Source organism: Nocardioides sp. 503, from assembly GCF_004522095.1.
GTDB lineage: Bacteria > Actinomycetota > Actinomycetes > Propionibacteriales > Nocardioidaceae > Nocardioides.
In genome coordinates this window covers 253,180-275,290 of sequence record NZ_SPUI01000004.1, presented here as the reverse complement: position 1 = coordinate 275,290, position 22,111 = coordinate 253,180, and the positions used below count along the sequence as shown (strand labels likewise).

The 22,111-nt window shown below is 73.7% G+C and carries 24 protein-coding genes; 9 read left to right on the top strand and 15 right to left on the bottom strand.

Features of this window, described 5'->3' with window-relative positions:
* Positions 1-93 precede the first annotated feature (93 nt).
* Together E4622_RS15135 and E4622_RS15130 are read left to right on the top strand one after the other, a co-directional pair.
* Positions 94-585, top strand: coding sequence for a SigE family RNA polymerase sigma factor (locus tag E4622_RS15135; protein WP_245156049.1), 492 nt, complete (start codon positions 94-96; stop codon positions 583-585).
* On the top strand, positions 582-2,255 hold the full coding sequence (locus tag E4622_RS15130; protein WP_134741052.1) for a hypothetical protein: 1,674 nt from the start codon (positions 582-584) through the stop codon (positions 2,253-2,255). Before E4622_RS15135 ends, E4622_RS15130 begins: the two co-directional genes overlap by 4 nt.
* Before the next feature lie 131 nt (positions 2,256-2,386).
* Here the strand turns inward: E4622_RS15130 and E4622_RS15125 are convergent, their stop codons facing one another.
* The 5 genes from E4622_RS15125 to E4622_RS15110 are packed head-to-tail and all read right to left on the bottom strand — an operon-like array spanning position 2,387 to position 5,067.
* Complete coding sequence (locus tag E4622_RS15125) at positions 2,387-3,205, bottom strand: MBL fold metallo-hydrolase (RefSeq protein ID WP_245156048.1); 819 nt, start codon at positions 3,203-3,205, stop codon at positions 2,387-2,389.
* On the bottom strand, positions 3,202-4,068 hold the full coding sequence (locus E4622_RS15120; RefSeq protein WP_209021964.1) for an NUDIX hydrolase: 867 nt from the start codon (positions 4,066-4,068) through the stop codon (positions 3,202-3,204). The genes E4622_RS15125 and E4622_RS15120 overlap by 4 nt, the downstream gene beginning before the upstream one ends.
* 4 nt (positions 4,069-4,072) lie before the next feature.
* The gene (locus E4622_RS15115) at positions 4,073-4,531 is read right to left on the bottom strand and encodes a RidA family protein (RefSeq protein ID WP_134741051.1); all 459 of its coding nucleotides are present in this window, start codon (positions 4,529-4,531) and stop codon (positions 4,073-4,075) included.
* 3 nt (positions 4,532-4,534) lie between these two features.
* A complete protein-coding gene (locus E4622_RS22855) occupies positions 4,535-4,693 on the bottom strand; it encodes a DUF4177 domain-containing protein (protein WP_167736105.1) in 159 nt (52 codons plus the stop codon).
* Positions 4,694-4,716: 23 nt separating this feature from the next.
* Positions 4,717-5,067 (bottom strand): hypothetical protein, encoded by a 351-nt coding sequence (locus E4622_RS15110; protein WP_134741050.1) that lies wholly within the window; start codon positions 5,065-5,067, stop codon positions 4,717-4,719.
* A gap of 183 nt (positions 5,068-5,250) precedes the next feature.
* On the opposite strand from E4622_RS15110, the gene E4622_RS15105 reads away from it, so the two are divergent.
* From E4622_RS15105 to E4622_RS15080, 6 genes are all read left to right on the top strand, one after another.
* Complete coding sequence (locus E4622_RS15105; protein ID WP_134741049.1) at positions 5,251-6,414, top strand: sensor histidine kinase; 1,164 nt, start codon at positions 5,251-5,253, stop codon at positions 6,412-6,414.
* On the top strand, positions 6,411-7,103 hold the full coding sequence (locus tag E4622_RS15100; protein WP_134741048.1) for a response regulator transcription factor: 693 nt from the start codon (positions 6,411-6,413) through the stop codon (positions 7,101-7,103). Before E4622_RS15105 ends, E4622_RS15100 begins: the two co-directional genes overlap by 4 nt.
* A gap of 89 nt (positions 7,104-7,192) precedes the next feature.
* Positions 7,193-7,948, top strand: coding sequence for an ABC transporter ATP-binding protein (locus tag E4622_RS15095; protein ID WP_134741047.1), 756 nt, complete (start codon positions 7,193-7,195; stop codon positions 7,946-7,948).
* Positions 7,949-7,953: 5 nt separating this feature from the next.
* Positions 7,954-10,344 carry an ABC transporter permease gene (locus E4622_RS15090; RefSeq protein ID WP_209021963.1) on the top strand — a complete coding sequence of 797 codons (2,391 nt, stop codon included), beginning with the start codon at positions 7,954-7,956 and terminating at the stop codon, positions 10,342-10,344.
* Positions 10,345-10,420: 76 nt separating this feature from the next.
* Positions 10,421-11,011, top strand: coding sequence for a hypothetical protein (locus E4622_RS15085; protein WP_134741045.1), 591 nt, complete (start codon positions 10,421-10,423; stop codon positions 11,009-11,011).
* Between the two features lie 53 nt (positions 11,012-11,064).
* Complete coding sequence (locus E4622_RS15080; protein ID WP_134741044.1) at positions 11,065-11,670, top strand: SGNH/GDSL hydrolase family protein; 606 nt, start codon at positions 11,065-11,067, stop codon at positions 11,668-11,670.
* An 11-nt stretch (positions 11,671-11,681) separates the two neighbouring features.
* Here E4622_RS15080 and E4622_RS15075 read toward each other — a convergent pair whose 3' ends face one another.
* Together E4622_RS15075 and E4622_RS15070 are read right to left on the bottom strand one after the other, a co-directional pair.
* Positions 11,682-12,071, bottom strand: coding sequence for a hypothetical protein (locus E4622_RS15075; protein ID WP_209021962.1), 390 nt, complete (start codon positions 12,069-12,071; stop codon positions 11,682-11,684).
* Between the two features lies 1 nt (position 12,072).
* Positions 12,073-12,750 carry a VOC family protein gene (locus E4622_RS15070; protein WP_134741043.1) on the bottom strand — a complete coding sequence of 226 codons (678 nt, stop codon included), beginning with the start codon at positions 12,748-12,750 and terminating at the stop codon, positions 12,073-12,075.
* On the opposite strand from E4622_RS15070, the gene E4622_RS15065 reads away from it, so the two are divergent.
* Positions 12,749-12,928: a hypothetical protein gene (locus E4622_RS15065; protein WP_134741042.1), complete on the top strand. Its 180-nt coding sequence runs from the start codon at positions 12,749-12,751 to the stop codon at positions 12,926-12,928. The genes E4622_RS15070 and E4622_RS15065 overlap by 2 nt on opposite strands.
* A 2-nt stretch (positions 12,929-12,930) precedes the next feature.
* Here the strand turns inward: E4622_RS15065 and E4622_RS15060 are convergent, their stop codons facing one another.
* From E4622_RS15060 to E4622_RS15025, 8 genes are read right to left on the bottom strand one after another with little or no spacing between them, the layout of a single operon-like run.
* Positions 12,931-14,133 (bottom strand): MFS transporter, encoded by a 1,203-nt coding sequence (locus tag E4622_RS15060; RefSeq protein ID WP_134741041.1) that lies wholly within the window; start codon positions 14,131-14,133, stop codon positions 12,931-12,933.
* The gene (locus E4622_RS15055; protein ID WP_134741040.1) at positions 14,130-15,701 is read right to left on the bottom strand and encodes a bifunctional 3-(3-hydroxy-phenyl)propionate/3-hydroxycinnamic acid hydroxylase; all 1,572 of its coding nucleotides are present in this window, start codon (positions 15,699-15,701) and stop codon (positions 14,130-14,132) included. Before E4622_RS15055 ends, E4622_RS15060 begins: the two co-directional genes overlap by 4 nt.
* A 43-nt stretch (positions 15,702-15,744) precedes the next feature.
* The gene (locus E4622_RS15050) at positions 15,745-16,749 is read right to left on the bottom strand and encodes a branched-chain amino acid ABC transporter permease (protein ID WP_134741039.1); all 1,005 of its coding nucleotides are present in this window, start codon (positions 16,747-16,749) and stop codon (positions 15,745-15,747) included.
* Positions 16,746-17,603, bottom strand: a complete 858-nt coding sequence (locus E4622_RS15045; RefSeq protein WP_167736104.1) for a branched-chain amino acid ABC transporter permease — start codon at positions 17,601-17,603, stop codon at positions 16,746-16,748. The genes E4622_RS15050 and E4622_RS15045 overlap by 4 nt, the downstream gene beginning before the upstream one ends.
* Before the next feature lie 13 nt (positions 17,604-17,616).
* A complete protein-coding gene (locus E4622_RS15040; protein ID WP_134741037.1) occupies positions 17,617-18,858 on the bottom strand; it encodes an ABC transporter substrate-binding protein in 1,242 nt (413 codons plus the stop codon).
* A 1-nt stretch (position 18,859) separates the two neighbouring features.
* Positions 18,860-20,353, bottom strand: a complete 1,494-nt coding sequence (locus tag E4622_RS15035; RefSeq protein ID WP_134741036.1) for an ATP-binding cassette domain-containing protein — start codon at positions 20,351-20,353, stop codon at positions 18,860-18,862.
* Positions 20,354-20,356: 3 nt separating this feature from the next.
* Positions 20,357-21,169 (bottom strand): 3-keto-5-aminohexanoate cleavage protein, encoded by an 813-nt coding sequence (locus E4622_RS15030; protein WP_134741035.1) that lies wholly within the window; start codon positions 21,167-21,169, stop codon positions 20,357-20,359.
* A gap of 19 nt (positions 21,170-21,188) precedes the next feature.
* The gene (locus E4622_RS15025) at positions 21,189-22,109 is read right to left on the bottom strand and encodes a VOC family protein (protein ID WP_134741034.1); all 921 of its coding nucleotides are present in this window, start codon (positions 22,107-22,109) and stop codon (positions 21,189-21,191) included.
* Positions 22,110-22,111: the final 2 nt, after the last annotated feature.

Below are 22,111 nucleotides of genomic sequence, written 5' to 3'. Positions count from 1 at the left end.
GCGACGGCCTCGCCGGCTTCCCGAGAAATGTCGCCTCCACCGACCCCCGGGCCCAGCCCTCCTCGCGTCGTCAGGGGTGGAAGGGGGCCACGGGTGAGCCGACAGCACGACTTCGACGCGTTCGTCGTCGCGCGCACCCCTGCCCTGTCGCGTACGGCGTACCTCCTCACCGGGGACGCCCACCTCGCGGAGGACCTCGTGCAGACAGCACTCTTCAAGGCGGCCAAGGCCTGGCACCGGATCGAGGGCGACCCCGAGCCGTACGTGCGCCGCATCCTCTACACGCAGAACGTCTCGTGGTGGCGCCAACGCCGCCTGCAGGAGACGTCGCTGGGGTCGTACGACGGCGCCTCGCCGGGCGTCGACGCCGACCTGCGCCTCAGCCTGGAGCAGGCCCTCGCCCGGCTCACGACGCGGCAGCGGACGGTGCTGGTGCTGCGCTACTTCGAGGACCTCACCGAGGTGCAGACCGGCCAGGCGCTGGGCATCGGGTCGGGCACCGTCAAGTCGATCTGCCGCCAGGCGCTCGCGCGTCTGCGCACCCTGTCCCCCGACCTCGCCGAGCTGATCGGGGACGCGTCATGACGCTGGACCGTCTCCGCGAGGAGCTCGCGCGCCTTGGCGACACTGCGCCGGTCGCGCAGGTGGACCACGACACCTGGCAGCGCGCCGGGCGCGCCCGCCGCCGCGACCGCCTGGTCGTCGCCGGCTCCGTCCTCGCCGTCGCCCTGCTGGCGGGTGCGCTGACCTGGCTGCCCGACCGGGTCGACCCGCCGGTCGCGGACGGCGCCGGGGGCGCCGTGCCGGACCAGGTGTGGGCCGTCCCCGAGCGGCTGGCCGAGCGGAGCGAGGACGACGGGTCCTGGGTGAGCGACGAGGTGGAGACCGACCTGGCGATCGGAACCGGAGCGCTCGCCTTCGAGAAGGACGGGCTCCCGGTCGTGGTCGACGCGGACGACGGGGACTACCACCTGCTCGAGCTGCCGGGGTTCTTCGAGCTCCAGGCAGACAGCCCGAGCTCCTCGACCGGGGACGACGCGCCGCTGTCCCTGTCCCCGGACGGACGGCGGCTTGCGTACGCGTGGGTGCGCTTCGAGACCGACTCGCCGCAGGCCGCGGTGGCGAGCGGGGTGCGCGTGGTGGAGCTGCAGACCGGGACCGTGCGCGAGATCCCGCTGCCCAGCAACGGAGGTGTCGCGGTCGGTGGCTTCGACTGGTCCCCCAGCGGTGACTGGCTCGCGTGGGTGGGTGACGACGTGTCCGGGTGGACTGGGGAATCGTCGGGAGGGACGACGCCGGTCGCCGGGCTCATCGGCCCCGTGGCCGACACGTCCCAGCCCCTGCCGGTGCTGCCCAACAACGCGTCGGTCTCCTACGCGCCCGCGGACGACGGGACGGTCGCGATCGTCGGCGACAGTCGCATGCTCGTGGTCGACGGCCCCTCGGTCGAACGACGTGTGCTCCACGTCGGCGAGCGGTTCTCGGTGGGTGCCACGTTCGTCGGCGGCGAGTTGTACGACGTGCGCACGGCCGGCGGCACCCGCGGCTACTCCGTCCACCTCGACCCGACCCGAGAGCGCCTCGACCTGCCCGACCAGGGCATGGCCTCGCAGACGGTCGAGCCCCTCGGGTGGATCGACGACCGTCACCTCGTGGCGCGGGTGACCGAGCCGTCCGACGAGGAGGGCGAGGTGTCGGCATCCGAGCTGGCCGTGATCGGCGTGGGCGACGACCCGTCGTACGACGTCGTCGGCACCATCGAGGCCGACGTGCCACCGATCAGCGTCGCCACGGACCTGATGAGCCTGGAGCAGCCGACCGTCGAGCGGCCCGAGCCGGACTGGCCGTGGTCCAGCACCCGGGTCGCCTTGACCATCGGTCTGGTGCTGGCCGCGGCGATGCTCGCGTACGCGACCACGACGTGGTGGCGACGCCGAGCCGGTGGGCGCAGGGGCACGACGGGCGACGCGCCGGGCGAACGGCGGACCAGCCGAAGCCTGCTGCTGGTCGGCGGAACGGTGCTCGGCGCGGCCGCGACGGTGGTCTGGCTGCTCGCAGTCCCGGGGATCGCCGGCGACTCGGCCAGCAACGACGACTCCTCCGCGGTGCTCCTGACGGGGGTCGCCTGCATCGTCGGTCTGGGCACTATCGCCATGGCGGTCCGTCGGTGGCGGTGGCTCGGCGCAGGGCTCATCCTCGGCGCGGTCGGAGCCGTGGTCGTGCTCCTCATGCTCCTGGTGACGACGGTCGGCTGATCCCACGTCCGTTGGTCCTGGCGTCCCACCTGCACCAGCGCCCGCACGAAACTCACGCTTCCGGTACGAAGTTTCATGACGGAAGCGTGAGTTTCACCGGGTACCCGGTGAAACTCCCCCGCCCCAGCGCCTCAGGACGAGCGGCCCTGGAGGTAGGCGAGCTGGGCGCGGACGGAGAGCTCGGCGGCGCCCCAGAGGACGGGGTCGACGTCGGTGTAGACGATCTCGACGACGCGGCGGGGCAGCTCGTCGACCGCGATGCCCTCGGGGTGGGGGGAGTCCTTCAGCGACGCGAGCGCGGCCTCGACCTGGCCCAGGCGGTCGCGGCGGTGCGCGCGGTAGAAGTCGAGGGCGCCCAGGGCGTCGGCGATGACGGGGCCGTGGCCCGGCCAGATCCAGGACACGTCCTGCGACGAGGCCAGCGCGTGCAGCCGGTCGAGCGAGTCGAGGTAGGCGCCGAGCTGGCCGTCGGGGTGGGCGACGACGGTGGTGCCGCGTCCGAGCACGGTGTCGCCGGTGAGGACGGCGCCCTCGGCCGGCACGTGGAAGGACAGGGAGTCGGCGGTGTGGCCGGGCGTGCCGACGACGCGGATCTCGAGACCGTCGATCTCGACCACGTCACCGTCGCCGAGGCCCTCGGAGCCGAGGCGCAGCTCCGGGTCGAGGGCGCGTACGCCGCAGCCCATCCGCTCCGCGAACTCCTGGGCGGCCTCGGCGTGGTCGTGGTGGTGGTGGGTCAGCAGCACGACGCCGACCTCGCCCGCGGCCTCCGCGATGGCGTCGAGGTGGGCCGGGATCGACGGGCCCGGGTCGATGACGACCGAGCGCCGGGCGCCGGGCTCGCGCAGCACCCAGGTGTTGGTGCCGTCGAGGGTCATCATGTCGGCGTTGTCGGCGAGCACGCAGCGCGCCCGCTCACCGAAGGACCCTCCCGTCCAGGGCTCGCTCACCGCGGCCGCTCCGCCACCAGGGGCCGCAGCCGGTCGGGCAGCGAGAGCGTGAAGCCGTCGCCGAGCGGCTCCACGGTCGGCGTGAACATCTCCACGGTCCGTCCCTGCGCCACCTCCAGGACCTCCTCGGGCGAGCCGAGGCGCCCGATCTCCAGGCACGTGAGGTACGTCGGCGGCAGCATCGCCAGGTCGCCCCGGTCGGCCTGGTCGGCGGCGACGCGCGCCGGCGCCCAGTGCACCGAGGACGACTCGGTCGACACGTCGCGGGTCCGCTGGCCCTCGGGCAGCGACGCGACGAAGAACCACGTGCGGTAGCGCTTCGGCTCGAAGGCCGGCGTCAGCCAGCCGTCCCAGGCGCCGAGCAGGTCCGTGCGCAGCACCAGCCCGCGCCGGGTGAGGAGCTCGGTCATCGCGAGCGCGCGCGACTCCAGGGCGTGCCGGTCGGCCTCCCAGTCGTCGCCGGTGGTGTCGGCGACGACGTTGGTCTCGGAGGTGCCGGCCAGCAGCACGCCGGACTCCTCGAAGGTCTCCCGCACGGCCGCACAGACCAGCGCCCGCGCGGTCTCCTCGTCGGTGCCGAGGCGGCGCGCCCACTCGGCCGGGGACGGGCCGGCCCACGCGACCGACGCGTCGAAGTCGCGCTTGTCGACCCCGCCGCCGGGGAAGACGCTCATCCCCGCGGCGAACTCCATCGAGACCTGGCGCCGCAGGAGGTAGACCTCGGGCCCCTCGGCCGAGGGCCGCATCACCACCACGGTGGCCGCGTCGCGCGGCTGCACCGGCTCGCGGCTGCCGTCCTCGAACTCGCGTGCCACGTCGACCAGGTCGGCCGGCAGCGGCACCGGCGGCAGCGGGATCCGCACGCGCTCAGACCTCGACGAGGAGCTCGACCTCGACCGGCGAGTCGAGCGGCAGGACGGTGACCCCGACCGCCGAGCGCGCGTGCACGCCCGCGTCGCCGAAGACCTCGCCGAGCAGCTCGGAGACGCCGTTGGCGACGCCCGGCTGGCCGGTGAAGTCGGGGGTGGAGGCGATGAAGACCACGACCTTGACGATCCGCTTGACCGCCGACAGCTCGCCGACCTCGGCCTTGATGGCCGCGAGCGCGTTGAGCGCGCACTGCCGGGCACAGCCGTAGGCCTCGTCGGCCGACACCTCCGCGCCGACCTTGCCGGTCAGCATCAGCTCGCCGTAGCGCATCGGCAGCTGGCCGGAGGTGAAGACCTGGTCGCCGCTGCGTACGGCGGGCACGTAGGCCGCCACGGGCTTCGCGACCTCGGGCACCACGAGACCGAGCTCGGACAGCCGCTCCTCGGGGGTGCTCATCGCTCAGCCCTCCAGCGGGCGCTTGAAGTAGCCGACGAGGTTCTCGGGGTTCATCCCGGGTGCGACCTGCACCAGCTCCCAACCGTCGGCGCCGAAGTTGTCCAGGATCTGCTTGGCGGCGTGGGTGAGGATCGGCGCGGTCAGGTACTCCCATTTCGTCATGGCTCGCACCCTACTCGGCCCGTTCAGCGCCAGGCGGCGGCCTTGGAGGCGAGCTTGTAGGCGCCGGTCTGGTTGGTGAAGGAGATGCCCACGGCGCCGCGCTTCGTGCAGGCCTTGTAGGCACGACCGACGACGAACTTGCCGCCGGGGAGCGGGTACTTGTTGACCTGCTTGCCGTTCGTTCCCGTCACGCGCCTGACCTTGGCGATGGTCATGCCCTTCTTGAGCTTGCGGTACTCCTTCTTGGAGACGCAGCCCTTCGCGGCCCGCTCGGACGGACCGTCGGCGGCCGCGGAGCCCGCCGGGGCCAGGGCGGCGGTGGAGGCGAGGGCGGTGGACAGTACGGCGGCGGCAGCGGCGCGGCGCAGGGACACGAGTTCTCCTGGAGGTCGGGGTGAGGCGTGGGCCCGGGGCGGGCACGCGAGGCTCCAGCGTCCCTGGGCCCGGCGGCGGTCGGTACCAACGGAATCGCGGAATCGCGCCTCCTCCCCTGGGACTGCTCGCCCTCATCCCAGGGACTGACGCGGGCGACCGGCGCCGACGTCTACCGTGGCGGCGTGGACGCCCCGCAGCCGCACCCGTGGCGCCTCGACGCGCGCGGGCAGCGCCTCTTCGACGTGCTGCTGGCGACCGCACTGCTGCTGCCAGTCGCGGCCTTCCCCTTCGTCGACGACGACGGCGTGACCTGGACCGTGCTCAGCCTCGCCCAGCTGGTCCCGCTCTACTGGCGCCGCGACCACCCCACGACCGTGTTCGCGGTGGTCGCCCTCGCCAGCGCCGCGCAGGCGCTGGTCCTCGACCTCCCGCTGTGGGGCCAGGTGGCGTTCCCGGTGGCGACCTACTCGGTGGCGCGCTTCGCCTCAGCGGTGCCGGCGGCGGTCGCGCTCGGGGTCGGCGTCTGCGGTGCGTTCGTGGCGACCTTCGACTGGCTGGGCGGCATGGACGCGCCGCTGAGCACCGCCAGCGTCGGGACCTACACGGTGTTCCTGACCGCGATCGTGGCCACCGCGTGGGCGCTGGGCACGCTGGGTCGGGTCCGGCGGGCGTACGTCGACGGGCTGGTCGAGCGCGGGGAGCGCATCGCCCGTGAGGCCGACCAGCGCGCGGAGCTCGCGGCCTCGGCCGAGCGGGCGCGGATCGCCCGCGAGATGCACGACGTGGTCGCCCACGGGCTCTCGGTGATCGTGGTGCAGGCCGACGGCGCCCGCTACGCCGCGGCGGCCGACCCGGAGGTCGCGACCGCGACGCTGGAGACGATCGCGGCCACCGGGCGTGAGTCGCTCACCGAGATGCGGCGGCTGCTCGGGCTGCTCCGCGCCGGCGAGGAGACCGGCTGGCGACCCCAGCCCGGGCTCGCGGACCTGCCGGCCCTGGTCGACGGCGCCCGCGCCGGCGGCGCCGAGGTGGACGCGGTGCTCCCCGAGGAGACGGCGTCGGTCCCCGACGGCGTGGCCCTGACGGCCTACCGCGTGGTGCAGGAGTCGCTCAGCAACGTCCGCAAGCACGCAGGGCCCTCGCCGCACGTGCGGCTGAGCGTGACCACGGGTGCCGAGCTGGTCGTCGAGGTCGAGGACGACGGCCGCGGCGCCGCGACCGCCGACGACCGCCAGGGCAACGGACTGGTCGGGATGCGCGAGCGCGTCACCGTGCACGGTGGCCGGTTCGAGGCGGGACCCCGCCCCGGCGGCGGGTTCCGGGTCGCTGCGAGGCTGCCGCTGTGACCGACTCCCCCGCCCGGCCGATCCGGGTGTTCCTCGTCGACGACCAGCAGATGGTCCGGGCCGGCTTCCGGATGCTCGTGGACAGCCAGCCCGACCTCCAGGTCGTCGGCGAGGCCGGCGACGGCGGCGAGGCCGTCGAGCGGCTCGCCGTCACCGCCGCCGACGTCGTCCTGATGGACGTGCGGATGCCGCGCATGGACGGCGTCGAGGCCACCCGCCGCATCGCCGCCGGCCCGGACGCACCGCGGGTGATCGTGCTGACGACGTTCGACCTCGACGAGTACGCCTTCGCCGCGATCCGAGCCGGCGCCTCGGCCTTCCTCCTCAAGGACGCCGCGCCGCCGGACCTGCTGAGCGCCATCCGCTCGGTGCACGCGGGCGACGCGGTGGTCGCGCCCAGCACGACCCGCCGGCTGCTCGAGCACTTCGCGGGCACCCTGCCCGAGCCTGGAGGACCCGCCCCGGATGAGGTGGCGCCGTCGCTGGCGAGCCTCACCGACCGCGAGCGCGAGGTGCTGGTGCTGGTCGGGCGCGGCCTGTCCAACACCGAGATCGCCGAGGAGCTGGTGGTGGCCGAGGCCACCGTCAAGACGCACATGAGCAGGCTGCTCGCCAAGACCGGTCGGCGCGACCGCGTGCAGCTCGTCGTGCTGGCCTACGACGCCCGCCTGGTCATCCCCGGGTCGTAGGCCGCGCCGCGGCGTACCCCCGTCGGGGGACGCCGGGTCCATCCCGGCGAGGGACGACCGGCGGCGCCGCTGCGCGAAGACTCGGAGGCATGAACCCCACCTCCACCGCCCTGGCCGCCAGCGCCCGCGGCCTCACCCGCACCTACGGCCGCGGCGACGCCCAGGTCCATGCCCTGCGCGGCGTCGACCTGGACCTTCCCAGCGGCCGCTTCACCGCCATCATGGGCCCGTCCGGCTCCGGCAAGTCCACCCTCATGCACTGCCTGGCCGGCCTCGACGTCCCCACGTCCGGCACGGTCACCGTCGCCGGCACCTCGCTGGAGTCGCTCGACGACACCGCGCTCACGGTCTTCCGACGCGAGCACCTCGGCTTCGTGTTCCAGTCCTTCAACCTGCTCCCGATGCTCACCGCCGGGCAGAACGTCCTGCTCCCCCTCGAGCTCTCCGGACGGCGCGTCGACGCCGACCTGCGCGCCCGCTACGACCTCCTGGCCGCGACGCTCGGGATCACCGACCGTCTGCACCACCGGCCCGACGCCCTGTCCGGAGGCCAGCAGCAGCGGGTCGCGATCGCCCGCGCGCTGGTGACCCAGCCCGACCTGGTGTTCGCCGACGAGCCCACCGGCAACCTCGACAGCGAGTCGTCGGCCGAGGTCCTCGGCTTCCTGCGCCGCTCCGTGCGCGAGCTCGGCCAGACCGTCGTGATGGTGACCCACGAGCTCGACGCGGCGGCGTACGCCGACGACGTGGTGGTCATCGCGGACGGGGAGATCCGCGCGCACCTCGTCGACCCCACGCCGGACCAGCTCGTGTCCGTGCTGCGACCCGGCGTGGCCCTGCGATGAGGACCGTGCTCCTCGCGTCACTGCGCACGCACACCCGGCGCTACGTCGCCGCGGCGCTCGCCGTCGTCATCGGCGTCGCGTTCATCGTCGTCACGAACGCCCTCGCCTCGGCCACCCGCAACGGGCTGGTCTCCGGGATCGAGCTGCCCTACGAGGGCGCCGACACGGTCGTCTCCGACGTCAGCGGCGAGGAGGCGGCGACCCTCCTCGCCGACGCGAGGACCTCCGGCGACAAGGCCGCCGTGCTCGGCTGGGCGATCCTGCCCGTCTCCGAGGGCAGCCGGCTCGTCGACGGCCAGGTCGACGTCGGCGCCGTCGCCGACGACCCGTCCCTGCGCTGGCAGGAGGTCCGGGAGGGCCGCCTGCCCGACGGCCCCGGCGAGGCCGTGGCCGACGCCAACGCCGCCAAGTCCGAGGACGTGGCGGTCGGCGACCGGCTCCGCGTCGGGTCGGGCGCGCTCGCCGAGGACGTCACCGTCGTCGGGCTGGTCGACAGCCCTTCGGCCAGCGTCCGCGCGTCGCTCTACCTCTCGTGGTCCGACCTGGAGCCGTGGGCCTCGAGCCTCTACGTCGACAGCGTCGCCTACGACGGCACGCCCGACGTGAGCGCGATGACCGGCGTGAAGGTGCAGCCGCGCGACGAGTTCGTCGACGACCGCTCCACCGAGCTGAGCCAGGGCGTCAACGTGCTCGCCTACGTGCTGCTGATATTCGCGGCCGTCGCGCTCTTCGTGTCGGTGCTCGTCATCGCCAACACGTTCTCGATCCTCTTCGCCCAGCGCAGCAGGGACTTCGCGCTGCTGAGGTGTGTCGGCGCCACCCGCCGCCAGGTGCTGCGGTCGGTGCGGGTCGAGGCGCTGCTGCTGGGTCTCGCGTCCTCGGCGCTAGGTCTCCTCGCCGGGTTCGCGGCCGGCCACGGACTCGTCGCGCTCGCGCGTGCTCTGGCCCCGCGGGCCGCGCTGGGCGACGTCACGCTCTCGTGGCGGTGGCTGGTCGGCGCGTTCGTGATGGGGCTCGTCGTCACCCTGGTGGCCTCGTGGCTGCCGACCCGCCGGGTGGTGTCGGTCAGCCCGCTGGCCGCCCTGCGTCCCGACCAGTCCGTCGACGTCGGCTCCGCGGCGGGCCGGCTGCGCCTCGCGCTCGGCGCCGTGCTGCTCCTCGGCGGCGTCGCCGCGATGGCGCTCGCCGTCTCCGGCTCCGTGGTCGCCCTCATGCTCGCCGGCGGCGCGGCCACGTTCACCGGCGTGCTGCTGCTGGGTCCGGTGCTGGTCCCCGCGCTGATCCGCCTCGCCGGCCGTCCCGCCGGGCGGCTGCTCGGCTCCGCCGGACGGCTCGCCACCGGCAACGCCGTACGCAACCCGCGCCGCACGGCGGCGACGACCGCGTCGCTGCTCATCGGCGTCACGCTCACGACCGCCGTCCTCACCGGCCTGGCCAGCTCGCGCAGCGCCGTCGACGACGACATGGCGACGCAGCACCCCCTGGACGTCACCCTCACGGCCGTGAAGGGCGGCCTGCCCGCCTCGCTCCTGGGGGACGTGCGCGGGACCGACGGCGTGGCGCGGGCCGTGGCCGTCGAGGGCGTCACCGCGACACTCGGTCGCGGGGTCGGCGAGCTGACCGTCCTCGCCACCCCCGACGGCGCGGCCTCGGTCTCCCACGACGACGACGCCGTGGACCCCGGACCGGGCGAGATCCTGCTGCCCTACGACGTGGCGCCGGACCGGCCGCGCGTGGACGTCACGGTGGGTGGGAGGTCACGGACCCTCCGGGTGATCACCGGCGAGGGCTGGGGCGGTGCCGGGGTCGTGGCTCCGGCCACCCTCGCCGCCCTGGCGAGCACCACCGAGACCCGCGCGGTGTGGGTGCGCGCCGACGACGGCGCCGACGCGGAGGACCTGACCGGCGACCTCACCGCGCTCGCCACCCCGCTCGAGGCCGAGGTGGGCAGCGGCCTGGAGCAGCGCGCCTACGTCGACCTGCAGCTCGACATCCTCACCGGTGCCGTCGTGGCGCTGCTCGGGGTCGCGGTGCTCATCGCGCTGATCGGCATCGGCAACACGCTGGGGCTCTCGGTCCTCGAGCGCGGCCGGGAGAACGCGCTGCTGCGCGCGCTCGGTCTCACCCGCCGCCAGCTGCGGCGGATGCTCGCGGCCGAGGCGGTGCTGCTCTCGGTGGTGGCCACCGTCCTGGGCACGACGATCGGGGTGGTCTTCGCCTGGGTCGCCGTCGAGACCATGGTCCGGCCCACGATCGACACGGCGCCGTTCGTCCTGCCCTGGGGGCAGCTCGCGATCGTGGTGCTGGTCGCCGGCGCGGCCGGCCTGCTGGCCTGCCTGCTCCCTGCCCGCCGCGCCTCCCGGGTGGCACCGGCGGCGGGGCTCAGCATGGACTGAGGTCGGGGCTCTCTGGGGGTTTCCTCGGGGACCAGCCCCGATGCGCGTACGCCGCGAGCGCCCCTAGCGTCGACCCATGGCACACACCCGGACCACCAGCCCCGAGACAGCCACCGGGCGAGCTCTGGCGGCGCAGCCGACCGAGACTCGGCTGCGCCGTTGGCCGTCCGTGGCGATCGCGTGGTCCGTCGGCCTGTTCTGCCTCGTCGTCACCGGCGCCTGGGTGCTCGACCACCTGGTGCGCGGCGCCCCGGTGGACGAGACCGGGTGGATCGTGGCCGGAGCCACCGTGCTCCGGGTCCTGACCATCCTCGTCGCGCTCGCGGCGGTGCAGCGGTGGGGACGTCGGATCCCTGCCCGCCTGCTGTCGATGGCCCTGTGGGGCTGCGCCGCCGCGCAGCTGGTCTACCCGGCAGCGGAGGCGGTCGTGAAGTCCGCCGTGCTGACCGGTCTCCTCGACGCGCCAGACCGCGGGCTGGGCAACATGAGCGCCGTGGGCTGGTTCAACTTCGCGGCGGTCTGGCTCATCTTCGGCATCCCGGGCCTGCTGTTCGCGCTGGCCGCGCGCGACCACGACCGCCGTCGCCGGGTGTCGTGGGTCTGGCCGGCCGCAGGTCTCGCCGGAGGAGTCGTGGCACTCTTCGCCATCGGCGCCCTCATCTCCTGACCGTGCCCGCGGCACGGCCTCGACCGTCACCAGGCGTCTGGTCTCCTGGTGGCATGAGCATCAAGCTGGCCGTCCTCGGGGACTCGATCGCGTGGGGGCAGGGCGCCGCCCGCGAGCGGGACCGGCTCGGACCGCGCCTCGTCGAGGGCCTGACGACGCACGGGTACGACGTCACCTCGCGCGTCTTCGCGGTCCCCGGCGCGCGCAGCTCCGGCCTGGCTGCCCAGGTGGCCTCCTGCCTGCCCTGGGGTCCGGACCTGGCGGTCGTGGTGATCGGGGCCAACGACCTGACCCACCTGGAGCCGCTCGACGGGGCGGTCGAGGCGCTCGCGCAGGCCGTGCGGCGGCTGCGCGCGGCGGGTGCCGAGGTCGTCGTGGCGCCGGCCCCGGACCTCAGCGCCGTACCCCACGTGCCGGCGTTCCTGCGCGACGCCGTGCGCGCCGCCGGCGAGGAGCTCCGGACCCGCCAGGCGAGCGCCGTACGACGTGAGCAGGGTCGGGTCGCCGACGAGGACCAGCGGGCGTCGCGGGCCTTCGCCGTCGACCGCACGCTCTTCTCCGCCGACCGCTTCCACCCGTCGAGCGCGGGCTACGCGGTCATCGCCGACTCGCTGCTGCCGACCGTGCTCGTCGCGGCCCGGGCGCGAGAGGCCGCCTGAGACGGGTCTTCTCAGCGCGCGTCGCGCGCGGCGACGGCGGCGTCCCAGCTGCCGTTGGCCCTGGCGACCTCGACGGCCGCCCAGCCCGCGGCGTGCATCCGGCCCTCCGCGTCGAGCCGCTCGACCCGCTCGACGTTGCTCACCGACCAGTTGCTGCGGGCCCGGCGCGGGGTCATCCGGATGAACGTCCCACCCTCCTCGCGGCGCCGTGCCTGGCCGTCGATCCAACCGAAGCAGAGCGCCTCCTCGACCGCCTGCGCGTAGGTCAGGGCGGTCACGGTGTCGCCCTTCTTGTCCAGGACCAGCCAGACCCCCGGGGCGTCCCCGTGGTGCGACTCCAGCCACGCCCGCCAGGCACCGGCGTCGGGGACCAGGAGCTCCTCCACCTCGGGCGCGGCCACGTCAGTCCTCCGTGAACGCGACGAACTCGTTGCCCTCGGGGTCGGCGAGGATCGTCCAGGAGATGTCGTCGTCGGGCTCGCGCAGGACCGTGGCGCCGGCCCCCACCAGGAGGCCGACGTCGGTCGTGTCGAGGTCCCAGTGGATGCGGTTCTTGACCGTCTTCGGCTCCGGCACGGCCGCGAAGACCAGGCTCGCGAACGGCGCCGCGGGCACCGGCACGCTCACCCAGCCCTCGTCCGCGTCCACCTGCGGCGTGGAGCCGAGCACGTCGGCCCACCAGGTGGCGATGCGCTCGGGCTCGACGCTGTCCACGTCGACCTCGTAGAGACGCTCGGCCGGCACCGGCTCACGCTCGAAGACGCACAGCTCCCCGCCCTCGGGGTCGGCCAGCACCTTCCAGGCGAACGTCTCCAGGTCCCGCGGCGTCGCGCCGAGCGCCAGCACGTCGTCGACGCCGCCGGCGTGCACGTCGAGGTGGACACGCTGCTTGACCGTCACGGGCTGCGGCACCTGGTTGACCCAGACCGTGTGCCGGTCGGTGGGGCCGGACAGACGCACCGGGCTTGTGTCGTCGTCGCGCTCGTGGCGCTCGCGGCCGAGCACGCCGGCCCAGAAGTGGCTCATCCGTGCTGCGTCGACGGCGTCGATGCACAGCGCCTGGTACGTCGCGAGGCTCATGAGGCACTCCTACCAGAACGGCAGGTTCTCCTCCAGCACGTTCGCAGCTCGTCGGCGCCGCGCGCCACACTGTCCCTGGCTCCGGGTCGGCCCCCAGGTGCTGGGCCCCGAGGCCGAGCTCCGAGTCTGGGTCGAGCGCGGCGTCGCCGCCGCGCGGGTCCAGCCGCCGAAGGGCTGAGGTCAGGCAGGCAGCCGCCACGCGGGCACGATCATCGCCCACATCACCAGCGAGAGGACCAGGATCCCCGCCAGGAACGAGCCGGTGAGCGAGACCATCGCGCCGATGACCGCCGGCCCGGCGAAGCCGCCCATCTCCCCGACGGTGAAGTAGAGGCCGGCGGCGGCGCCCATGTGTCCCGCACCGACCTCGCGCAGGTCCATGAGCGCGTTCATCATCGTCGGCATCAGGGCGGCCGCGCAGAAGCCCTCCGCCGCGACGGCGACGAGGAGCAGCGGTCCGGTCGCCCACGCCGCGACGAGCATGGCCGCCCCGACGACCGCGAGCAGGCACACGACGGTCGACCGGCGGTCGCGCCGGGAGCCGAACCTGACGATCAGGATGCTCCCGAACAGCCCGCAGAGGGCGGGGACGGCCGCGACGAGGCCCGCGGTGGTGGCCGACATGCCCTTGCTGCCCATCATCTCCGGGAGCCACGACCGGTAGCCGTGGCTGGCCAGGAACCCCGAGAACCCCACGACCACGATCAGCCACACCGCGGGGATCCGCACGACGTGGCGCAGGCCGCCCAGGACGGCAGTCGGCGGCTCGGCCCCGGTGCGGTCGCTGGCCTTGGAGAGGACCAGCCACACCAGCGCGATCACCACCACCACCGCGGCGTAGATCCGGAGCGTGACGCGCCAGTCCCCCACCAGCACCACGACCAGGCTGGTGCCGGCCAACGCGACCAGGTGGCCCATCTGGGCCCCCGTGACGTAGATGCCCGCGGCCAGAGGGCGGTGTCGCCCGGCGAACCACTCGGAGACGACCTTGGGCAGGCCCACCGACATGACAGGCCCGCCGAGGCCCAGCAGCGCGACCGAGAGGAACAGAGTGAGGAAGCCGTCGGCGTAGCTGCGGCACAGCTGGGAGGCGGCGACGAGCAGCGTGCCGACGAAGAGCACCGGCTTGGGCTGGACGCGGTCGACCAGCATCCCGACCGGGATGGCCGCCACCAGGTAGACCAGCTGCCAGCCGCCCAGGACCACCCCGATCGCGGCGTACGAGAGGCCCAGGTCCTCGCGGACCCTGCCGACGATCGGGAACAGGGAGGCGACGGTGAAGGTGAAGGAGAAGTAGAGCAGCCACGCCAGCGCGAGCATGCCCCAGTCGTGCCGGTCCTCGTCGGCGCGGGACGGGCTCGGCCCGCCGAGCGTGGAGGTCACACGAGCTGGCCCTCCACGAGCACCTGCGCGGTGAGCCGCTCGACGAGTGTGCCCATCTCCTCGCTCGACGCCGCGGCGCCGTAGAGGTAGAAGTCCGGGCGCACCAGCAGCGCCGTGACCCCGTGCAGACCGAAGTACGCCGCCGGCGACTCGTCCGTGGACCGCACCGCGACCGTCGGGCCGGCCGGCGCCTCGGCGGCGTCGATGACGACGCAGGTCACCCCGAGCGCGTCCAGGTGGGCCTGCTGCGCCGGGTCCAGTCCGAGCCTCGGGTCGGTGCGGTGGCCGACCAGGGTCAGCCCGCTCCCGACGAGGTCGTCGAACCGGCCGCGAGCGCCGTCGCGCTCAACGGTGAACTGGGGCGTGAGCGTGCCGCGCAGCGCCTCCGGGGTGAGCTCGTCGTCCCAGCAGCCGGGGCCGAGGCGCTCGGGGGGCAACGGCGGCATGACGACAGCCGGGTCGGCCCCGCCGGCCACCATCCGCTCGTCGCGCTCGCGGGCCTCCTCGGGGTCAAGGACGCAGATGATCCGGCCCAGCGCGACCGAGATCGAGATGGCGTGCTGGAGGTGCTCCTTGCGCTCGGGGGCGTAGGTGTCGAGGAGCTCGTCGGAGGTGGTGCCCGACAGCACCCGGCTGAGCTTCCAGGTGAGGTTGGCGGCGTCGCGCAGCCCCGAGCACATGCCCTGACCGGCGAACGGCGGCATCAGGTGCGCGGCGTCCCCGGCGAGCAGCAGCCGGCCCTCGCGCCACTCGTCGGCCCACCGCGCCTGGAAGGTGTAGACGGCGTGCCGCTCGAGGATCGTGTTGTCGGGGGTGCGGCCCCACGGGCCGAGCAGGCTCCAGGCCGTCTCGGCGCTGTTCATCGCCTGCGGGTCCTCGTGCGGCAGCCGCATGAACTCCCAGCGCCGGCGGCCCGGGCCACCCGACACGATCGTCGTCGGCCGGGCGGGGTCGCAGAGCTGCCAGTTCATGGGCGACCACTCGCGGTCGTCGGTGGGGATCGTGTCGACGATCAGCCAGTCGAAGTAGAAGCCGAGGTCGGTCGTGCCCGTGCTCATGTGCTCGCGGACGAACGAGTTGGCGCCGTCGCACCCGACGACGTAGCGCGCGCGGACCGGCGCTCCGTCGGCGACGCTGACCTCGACGTGGTCGTCGTGCTCGGCGATGCCGACGACCTCGGCGCCGCGTCGCAGCTCGACGGTCGGCTGGCCGGCGACGGCCTCGGCCAGCACGCGCTCCAGCTCGGGCTGGGTGAAGAAGTTGGCGATGGGCCAGCCGCTCGGCCCGTTCATGGACCAGTCGATCTTCACCAGCGGCCGGCCGTCGGCGGCGCGCCACTCGTACAGGTCGCGGACCGGCTCCACGGTGGCCGCCACCTCCTCGGCCACGCCGGCGTCCTGGAGGAGGCGGCCGATCTCGTGGTCGAAGTGCACGGCCCGGGGCCGCGGGTAGGCGACCGGCCACCGCTCGAGCACGACCACGTCGTGGCCGGCGCGCCCGAGCAGCTGCGCCGTCATGAGGCCGACGGGCCCGGCGCCGACGACGACGACATCGTGGATGGTGCTCATGGGATCCTCCTGGTGGGGGGCGCGGCGGCGCACGGTACGGCGGTCACGAGACGCGTTCGCGTCGCGGCTCGACGGGCACGGGCTCGACCTCCGCCGGTGGCGGCGGCGGGGGCGGCCGACGGACGAGCCGGACCACCCCGTCACGGACGGTAGGCCAGATGCCGCGGGGCACGAAGCGGATCACCAGGATCAGCAGCAGGCCTTCGAGGACCAGGCCGAGGACCGGGTTCTCGCCGAGCTGACGGGTGAGCCCGAGGTGGATGATGACCGCGCCGAGCGCCGGGCCGACCAGCGTGCCCGCGCCGCCCACCACCGTCATCAGGATCGCGTCGATCGTCCAGGTCAGCCCGAGCGTGCCGATCGGCTCGACGTGGACCTGCTGCAGCGCGACCACCGAGCCGGCGGCCCCGGTCAGCGCCGAGCTGACCACCAGTGCGAGCAGGCGCAGCCGCCACACGTTGACGCCGAGAGTGACCGCGGCGTCAGGGTCCTGGCCGACGGCCGACATCCGCAGGCCCACCGACGAGCTCATGAACCACAGGGTCGCCAGCGAGCACGCGAGCACGACGAGGACCGCGAGCCGGAAGAGAGTGACGTTGTCGGGGATGACCTCGAGCGGGACGTTCAGCCCGGACGACCCGCCGACCGACGAGGCGTTGACCGCCCACGCCTGCACGGCCAGCGCGGCCGCGAGGGTGCCGATCGTGAGGTAGTCACCGCGCAGCCGCAGCAGGGCCGGCGAGAGGCACACGGCGAGCACCGCGGACGCCACGGCGCCGCACAGCACGGCCGTCAGCGGGCCGCTGCCGAGGTGGATCATGACCAGCGTCGCGGCGTACGCGCCGGTGCCGACGAAGGCGCTCACGCCCAGCGAGAACTGGCGGGAGAAGCCGGCGAGCAGGTTCCACGCCTGCGCGACCGCGATGAGCACGAGCAGCGTGGTGCCGACGTCCAGCGTGTAGCGCGCCAGGTTGGTAGCGCCGGCCGCCAGCGCGCCGAGCACCACGACCAGGACGAGCGCGGCCACCATCCCGCGGCGCGCGCTCATGCCGCCACCGCCCTGCGGGACAGGCCCTGCGGGCGCAGCGCGAGGACGAGCAGGAACGCGGCGTAGATGATGAAGTCGCGGTAGCCACCGCCGAAGAGCTGGGTGCTGACCGTCTGCACGACACCGATCGCCATGGCCGCGACGAAGGTGCCCGAGACGCTCCCGATGCCTCCGAGGACCACCACGGCGAAGCCGAAGACCAGGTAGGAGGGACCGCTGACGGGGGTGAAGCTGGCGACCAGGCCCACCATCACCCCGCCGACGGCGGCCAGGCCGGTGGCTGCCCCGAACACCACCGCCTGCAGCCGGCGCACGTCGATCCCGACGGCGCCCGCGACGACCGGGTCCTTCCCGGAGGCCCGCACCATGGCTCCCCAGCGCGTGCGCTCGAGCGCCCACCACACGGCGGCGGTGACCGCCGCCGCGACGGCGAGCACCACGACGTAGGCGGCCTGGACCCGCACCCCCAGGAGGGTGAGGCCCGCGTCCGAGTAGGACGCCGGGAGCGACCGCGGGTCGTAGCCGTAGCTCTGCGCGAAGACCGCCTGGAGCAGCAGCGAGATCCCGAACGTCGCCACGAGCAGCTGGTCCGGCCCGAACTCGCCGACCCGCGCCAGCAGGAAGCGGTGCAGCGCCCACCCGCCGACGGCGCCCCCGAGGGCGACGACGGGCAGGGTCAGCAGAGGGTCCAGCCCGGTGACGTCGCACACCACGAAGGACAGGTAGGAGCCGAGCAGCACCATCTCGCCGTGGGCGAGGTTGACCATGCGGAGCACGCCGAACACGAGCGTCAGCCCGAGCCCGGTGACGGCGTACAGCCCACCGATGAGGAGGCCTTGGACGAGTGCGCTCACGGGATCCATGCGATCACCGCAGCCCGGCGGCCGGCGCCGACACGGGGGTGTCGCTCGCCGGGAAGACCTGCGCGGCGTCGCCGTCGGCCCACTGCAGCACGAGGTAGTCGGTGGCGACGGTGTGGTCGTCCCCGAAGGCCACCTGGCCGATGGGGGTCTCGATGTCGATGGCCTCGATGGCGTCGTTGATGGCGTCGGACGAGGCGTCCTCGGCCTCGCCGATCGCCTGGAGCAGCACGTAGGCGGCCGAGAGCGACGCGACGGCGATGCCGCGGTCCGGCAGCGTCGGCATGCTGGCACCGAAGGCCTTCTCGATCTCGTCGGTCATGACGCCCCCCTCCGACGGGGCCCAGAAGCCCTCGGTCAGGGTGCCCTCGGCGGTGTCGCCCAGGGCCTCCCACCAGGTGCCGGCGGTCGCGGCCTTGGCCGAGAACGCCGCGACGGGCTCGAGCTGCAGCGCCTTCATCTGCTTCCACAGGGCGATGCCGTCGGGCGGGATCATCTGGGAGACGACGAGCTGGGCGCCCTTGTCCTTGGCGTCCTCGATGAAGCTGGAGAAGTCCGTGGTGCCGACCGAGAAGGTGTAGTCCCCGACGACGTCGTAGCCGGCCGCCTCGGCAGCCTTCTGGTAGAGCTTGCGCTCGATCACGCCGTCGGGCTCGGTGTCGGTGAAGAGCGCGACCTTCTTGTTGCTCTCGATCTCGTCGAAGGCCCCGTAGACCGTGGCGGCCTGGTCCTCCTCACTGAAGAACATGTCCCAGCTGTACTTCACGCCGGTCTCCGAGAACGACGTGAACGCACCCGTCGGGTTGCAGGTGGTGATCATCGGGACCTTCTGCGCCTCGGCCACCTGCACCACGGGGATCGTGATCGGCGGCGTGCAGGGGCCGAGCAGGGCGGTCACCTCGTCCTTCAGCACCAGCTCGCGGGCCTGCTGCCCGGCCAGGTTGGGGTCGCTCTGGTTGTCCTTGACGACCAGCTCGACCTCGCGCTTGGTGCCGTCGACGTCGACCCCGCCGGCGTCGTTGAGGGTCTGGACCGCGAGGTCGTAGCCGGCCTTCTGCAGCTGGCCGATGCCACCGAAGGCGCCGGTCATGGACAGCGAGGTGCCGATGACGATCGGCCCGTCGCTGTCGGCGGCCGAGCCCGCGGGGTCCCCACAGGAGGCCAGCGTCATCGCGGCTCCCAGCGTGAGGGCCACCAGGGAGGCCTGTCGGGTGGTGCGTCGGGTGGTCCGTGAGGTGGTTCCGCGCATGTCAGACACTTCCTTGTTGGAGCTCGGACGGGACGTCCTCGCTGGTGCCGAAGTACGCCGCGTCGAGGGCGTTCTGGTCGCCGAGATGGTGGGGGTCTCCCGAGAAGCTGATGCGGCCGCGGTTGAGCACGTAGGCGCGGTCCGCGAGGTCGAGGCAGCGCGAGACGTTCTGCTCGACGAGGAGGATGGCGGTGCCGAGCGCGTGCACGTCGCGGAGCGCGGCGTACAGCTCGTCGACGACCTTGGGCGCGAGACCGAGCGACACCTCGTCGCAGACGAGCAGGCGGGGACCCGACATCAGGGCCCGCGCCACGGCGACCATCTGCTGCTGGCCGCCGCTGAGCGACCCGGCCAGGGAGGCGAGCTTGTCGCCGACCGGCGGGAAGGTCTCCACGAGGGCGTCGATCCGGCTCTGCACCTCCACGAGGGGCAGCGAGGAGGGTGCCCCCAGCACGAGGTTCTCGCGGACGGTGAGGTCCACGAAGAGGCGGCGGCCCTCCATGCAGTGCGCGATCCCCGCGCGGTTGCGCCGGTAGGAGGGGGCGTCGACGAGCTCGGTGCCGGCCATCCGGATGGAGCCGCCGAAGGCGGGCACGACGCCGCTGATCGCCGCGCAGAGCGTGCTCTTGCCGGCGCCGTTGGCGCCCAGGACCGCGATCACCTCGCCCTCGCCGATCTCCAGGTCCACGCCGTGCAGCGCGGCCTGGCGTCCGTAGCCCGCGCGCAGTCCGCTGACGCTGAGGAGCGGCGGGGCGGCCGGCCGGTCGTCGGCGCGAGCCGCGGCGGCGGCCGGAGCCGCCTCGCCGAGGTAGATCTCGCGGACCCGCTCGTCGGCGGCGATCTCGGCCGGCGTGCCGTCGGCCAGGACCTCGCCCCAGTTCATGACGACGACGCGCTCCGCGAGGGAACGCACCACGGCCTCGACGTGCTCCACGAGGATCGTCGTGATGCCGCTCGCGTGGACGCTGCGGACCAGCTCGATGGCCTCGTCGAGCTCCCTTCCCACGAGCCCGGCCGCGATCTCGTCGAGCAGGACGACGTCCGGCGCGCAGCCGAGCGCACGCGCCACCTCGAGCCGCTTGAGGTCCAGCACCCCGAGGGAGCCGGCGGGACGGGCGGCGTGACGGGTCAGGCCGGTGCGGGCGAGCACCTCGTCCACGTCGGCGCCACGCCGGGCCGCCTGGGTCGCCACCGAGACGTTCTGCCGGACCGTCAGGTCGCGGAACGGTCGCGGGATCTGGCTGGCGACACCGACACCACGGCGGGCCAGCGCCCATCCCGGCAGCCGGTCGACGCGGTGCTCGCCGACGGTGATCTCACCGGTGGTGGGGCGGTGGGTGCCGCTGATCAGCTTGAGGATCGTGCTCTTGCCGGCCCCGTTGGGTCCGATGACCGCGACCGCGGAGCCGGCGGCGACCTCGAGGTCGACGTCGTGGACGGCGCGGACGCCGCCGAAGTGCTTGCTGACCCCTCGCAGGGTGACGGGAGCGCTCACGGCTCAGCCCTCACCGAGGATGAGGTGCCGCGTCTCGTCCACCGTGGCCACGCCCCGGTCCACGGCGGCGAGGAGGCCGGCGGCTCGGGAGACGAGGGCGTCGTTGGAGGGGACCTGCTCGCCCTTGCGGAGGTAGAGCGTGTCCTCCATGCCCGCCCGGACGTTGCCGCCCAGGGCGGCCGCCATGGCGCTGAGCATCAGGTTGGCGCGGCCGATGGCCACCACCTGCCAGACCGTGCCCTCGGGCAGCCGGTCGAGCATCATCACCAGGTTGGCGGCGGTGGGCGCCATGCCGCCCATCACGCCCAGCACCAGGCTGACCTGGAGCCGCTCGGGGATCAGGCCGCGGTCGCGCAACCGCAGCGCGGCGTCGAGGTGACCGGTGTCGTAGAGCTCGAGCTCCGGCTGGACGCCCAGCTCCATCATCCGGGCCGCGAGACGGTCGACGCCCTCGGGCGGGTTGTCGAAGGTGACCCGGCCGAAGGACATCGAGCACGGGTTGAGCGTGGCCATCTCGGGGGCCAGCTCGACCAGTCTGGCGCGCTCCTCGAAGGGGGCGGCAGGCCCGACGCCGGTGCTGACCTGGATCAGGATCGGGCAGCGCTCCCGGACCAGATCGACCGTACGGCGGGCGATGTCGAGGTCGGCCGTCGGTCGCTGCTCGGCGTCGCGGAAGTGCAGGTGGGCGACTGCCGCGCCCTGGTGGTAGGCGGACTCGACGGCCGCCGCGATCTCCTCGGGCTGCGTGGGGACGTGGGGGTTGTCCGCCGTGGTGGCGATGGGCCCGGTGGGGGCCACGGTGATGACGCCGTTCATGAGCGCTCCTGTCGAGCCGTCAGCGGGAGGCGTGGGTGCCGGTCATCAGCGCGCCGAGGTCCTCGGGCGCCAGGAAGGAGGGCGGGGGCGGAGGGCCCCACGCGTAGAGGCCGCGGGCGCCCTCGTAGACGCCGGGCTCCCACAGCTCGTCGTCGACGATGCAGTCGAGGTCGGAGTAGTACTCCGAGAAGTTGCCGGCCGGGTCCTTGAGGTACCAGAAGAAGTTGGAGCCGACGTAGTGGCGGCCCAGGCCCCAGACGTGACGGCCGGGGTCCTTCTCGAGCATCGCCATCGCGCCGCGGCCGATCTCGTCCACGTCGTCGACCTGCCAGGACGTGTGGTGGAGGTAGTTGATCGGCGCCTTCTGGACCAGCACGTTGTGGTGGTCGGTCGTGCAGCGCATGAACGCCGCCAGCCCGCGCACCTCGTCGGAGATCTTGAAGCCGAGACCGTCGGTGAAGAACTTCTGGGTGGCGTCCGCGTCGGTCGAGCCGATCACCAGGTGTCCCAGCTTGCGCGGACGGACGGGGCCCTCCCGGTCGAGGCCCGGGGCCCGACCGTCGGACCGCTCCTGGTTGCCCGGGTAGTTGTACGGCGTGGGCTCGCTGGCCTGCGCCAGGTGCTCGGCGATCGAGACCGTGGCGACGATGCCGGCGATGGGCTCGCGGGTGACCACGCGGTCGCCCTGGTCGTCGACCTCGAGGTCCAGCGCGCCGAGCTGGCGCACGACGCGGTCGAGGTCGTCGCGGTCGTCGACGCCGACGCCCACCTCGAGCAGCCGTCGCTGGGGCGAGTGGGTCAGGCGCATCTGCTCGCCACCGTCGGCGGTCGCGAACCCGCCACCGGGGGTGCGCAGGAGCCCGAAGTCCTCGTAGTAGGCCGCCGTCTCCTCCACGTCGGGCACGCCGATGGTGATGCTGGTCAGACGGTGCAGTGGCATGT

What these genes read in the sequence shown, in the direction of transcription:
- E4622_RS15030 (WP_134741035.1), bottom strand. Translation starts at nt 21,169, where the DNA reads ATGAACGGCGTCATCACCGTGGCCCCCACCGGGCCCATCGCCACCACG.
- E4622_RS15065 (WP_134741042.1), top strand. Translation starts at nt 12,749, where the DNA reads ATGAGGCACTCCTACCAGAACGGCAGGTTCTCCTCCAGCACGTTCGCA.
- E4622_RS15080 (WP_134741044.1), top strand. Translation starts at nt 11,065, where the DNA reads ATGAGCATCAAGCTGGCCGTCCTCGGGGACTCGATCGCGTGGGGGCAG.
- E4622_RS15095 (WP_134741047.1), top strand. Translation starts at nt 7,193, where the DNA reads ATGAACCCCACCTCCACCGCCCTGGCCGCCAGCGCCCGCGGCCTCACC.
- E4622_RS15055 (WP_134741040.1), bottom strand. Translation starts at nt 15,701, where the DNA reads ATGAGCACCATCCACGATGTCGTCGTCGTCGGCGCCGGGCCCGTCGGC.
- E4622_RS15025 (WP_134741034.1), bottom strand. Translation starts at nt 22,109, where the DNA reads ATGCCACTGCACCGTCTGACCAGCATCACCATCGGCGTGCCCGACGTG.
- E4622_RS15040 (WP_134741037.1), bottom strand. Translation starts at nt 18,858, where the DNA reads ATGCGCGGAACCACCTCACGGACCACCCGACGCACCACCCGACAGGCC.
- E4622_RS15115 (WP_134741051.1), bottom strand. Translation starts at nt 4,531, where the DNA reads ATGAGCACCCCCGAGGAGCGGCTGTCCGAGCTCGGTCTCGTGGTGCCC.
- E4622_RS15050 (WP_134741039.1), bottom strand. Translation starts at nt 16,749, where the DNA reads ATGAGCGCGCGCCGCGGGATGGTGGCCGCGCTCGTCCTGGTCGTGGTG.
- E4622_RS22855 (WP_167736105.1), bottom strand. Translation starts at nt 4,693, where the DNA reads ATGACGAAATGGGAGTACCTGACCGCGCCGATCCTCACCCACGCCGCC.
- E4622_RS15085 (WP_134741045.1), top strand. Translation starts at nt 10,421, where the DNA reads ATGGCACACACCCGGACCACCAGCCCCGAGACAGCCACCGGGCGAGCT.
- E4622_RS15070 (WP_134741043.1), bottom strand. Translation starts at nt 12,750, where the DNA reads ATGAGCCTCGCGACGTACCAGGCGCTGTGCATCGACGCCGTCGACGCA.
- E4622_RS15130 (WP_134741052.1), top strand. Translation starts at nt 582, where the DNA reads ATGACGCTGGACCGTCTCCGCGAGGAGCTCGCGCGCCTTGGCGACACT.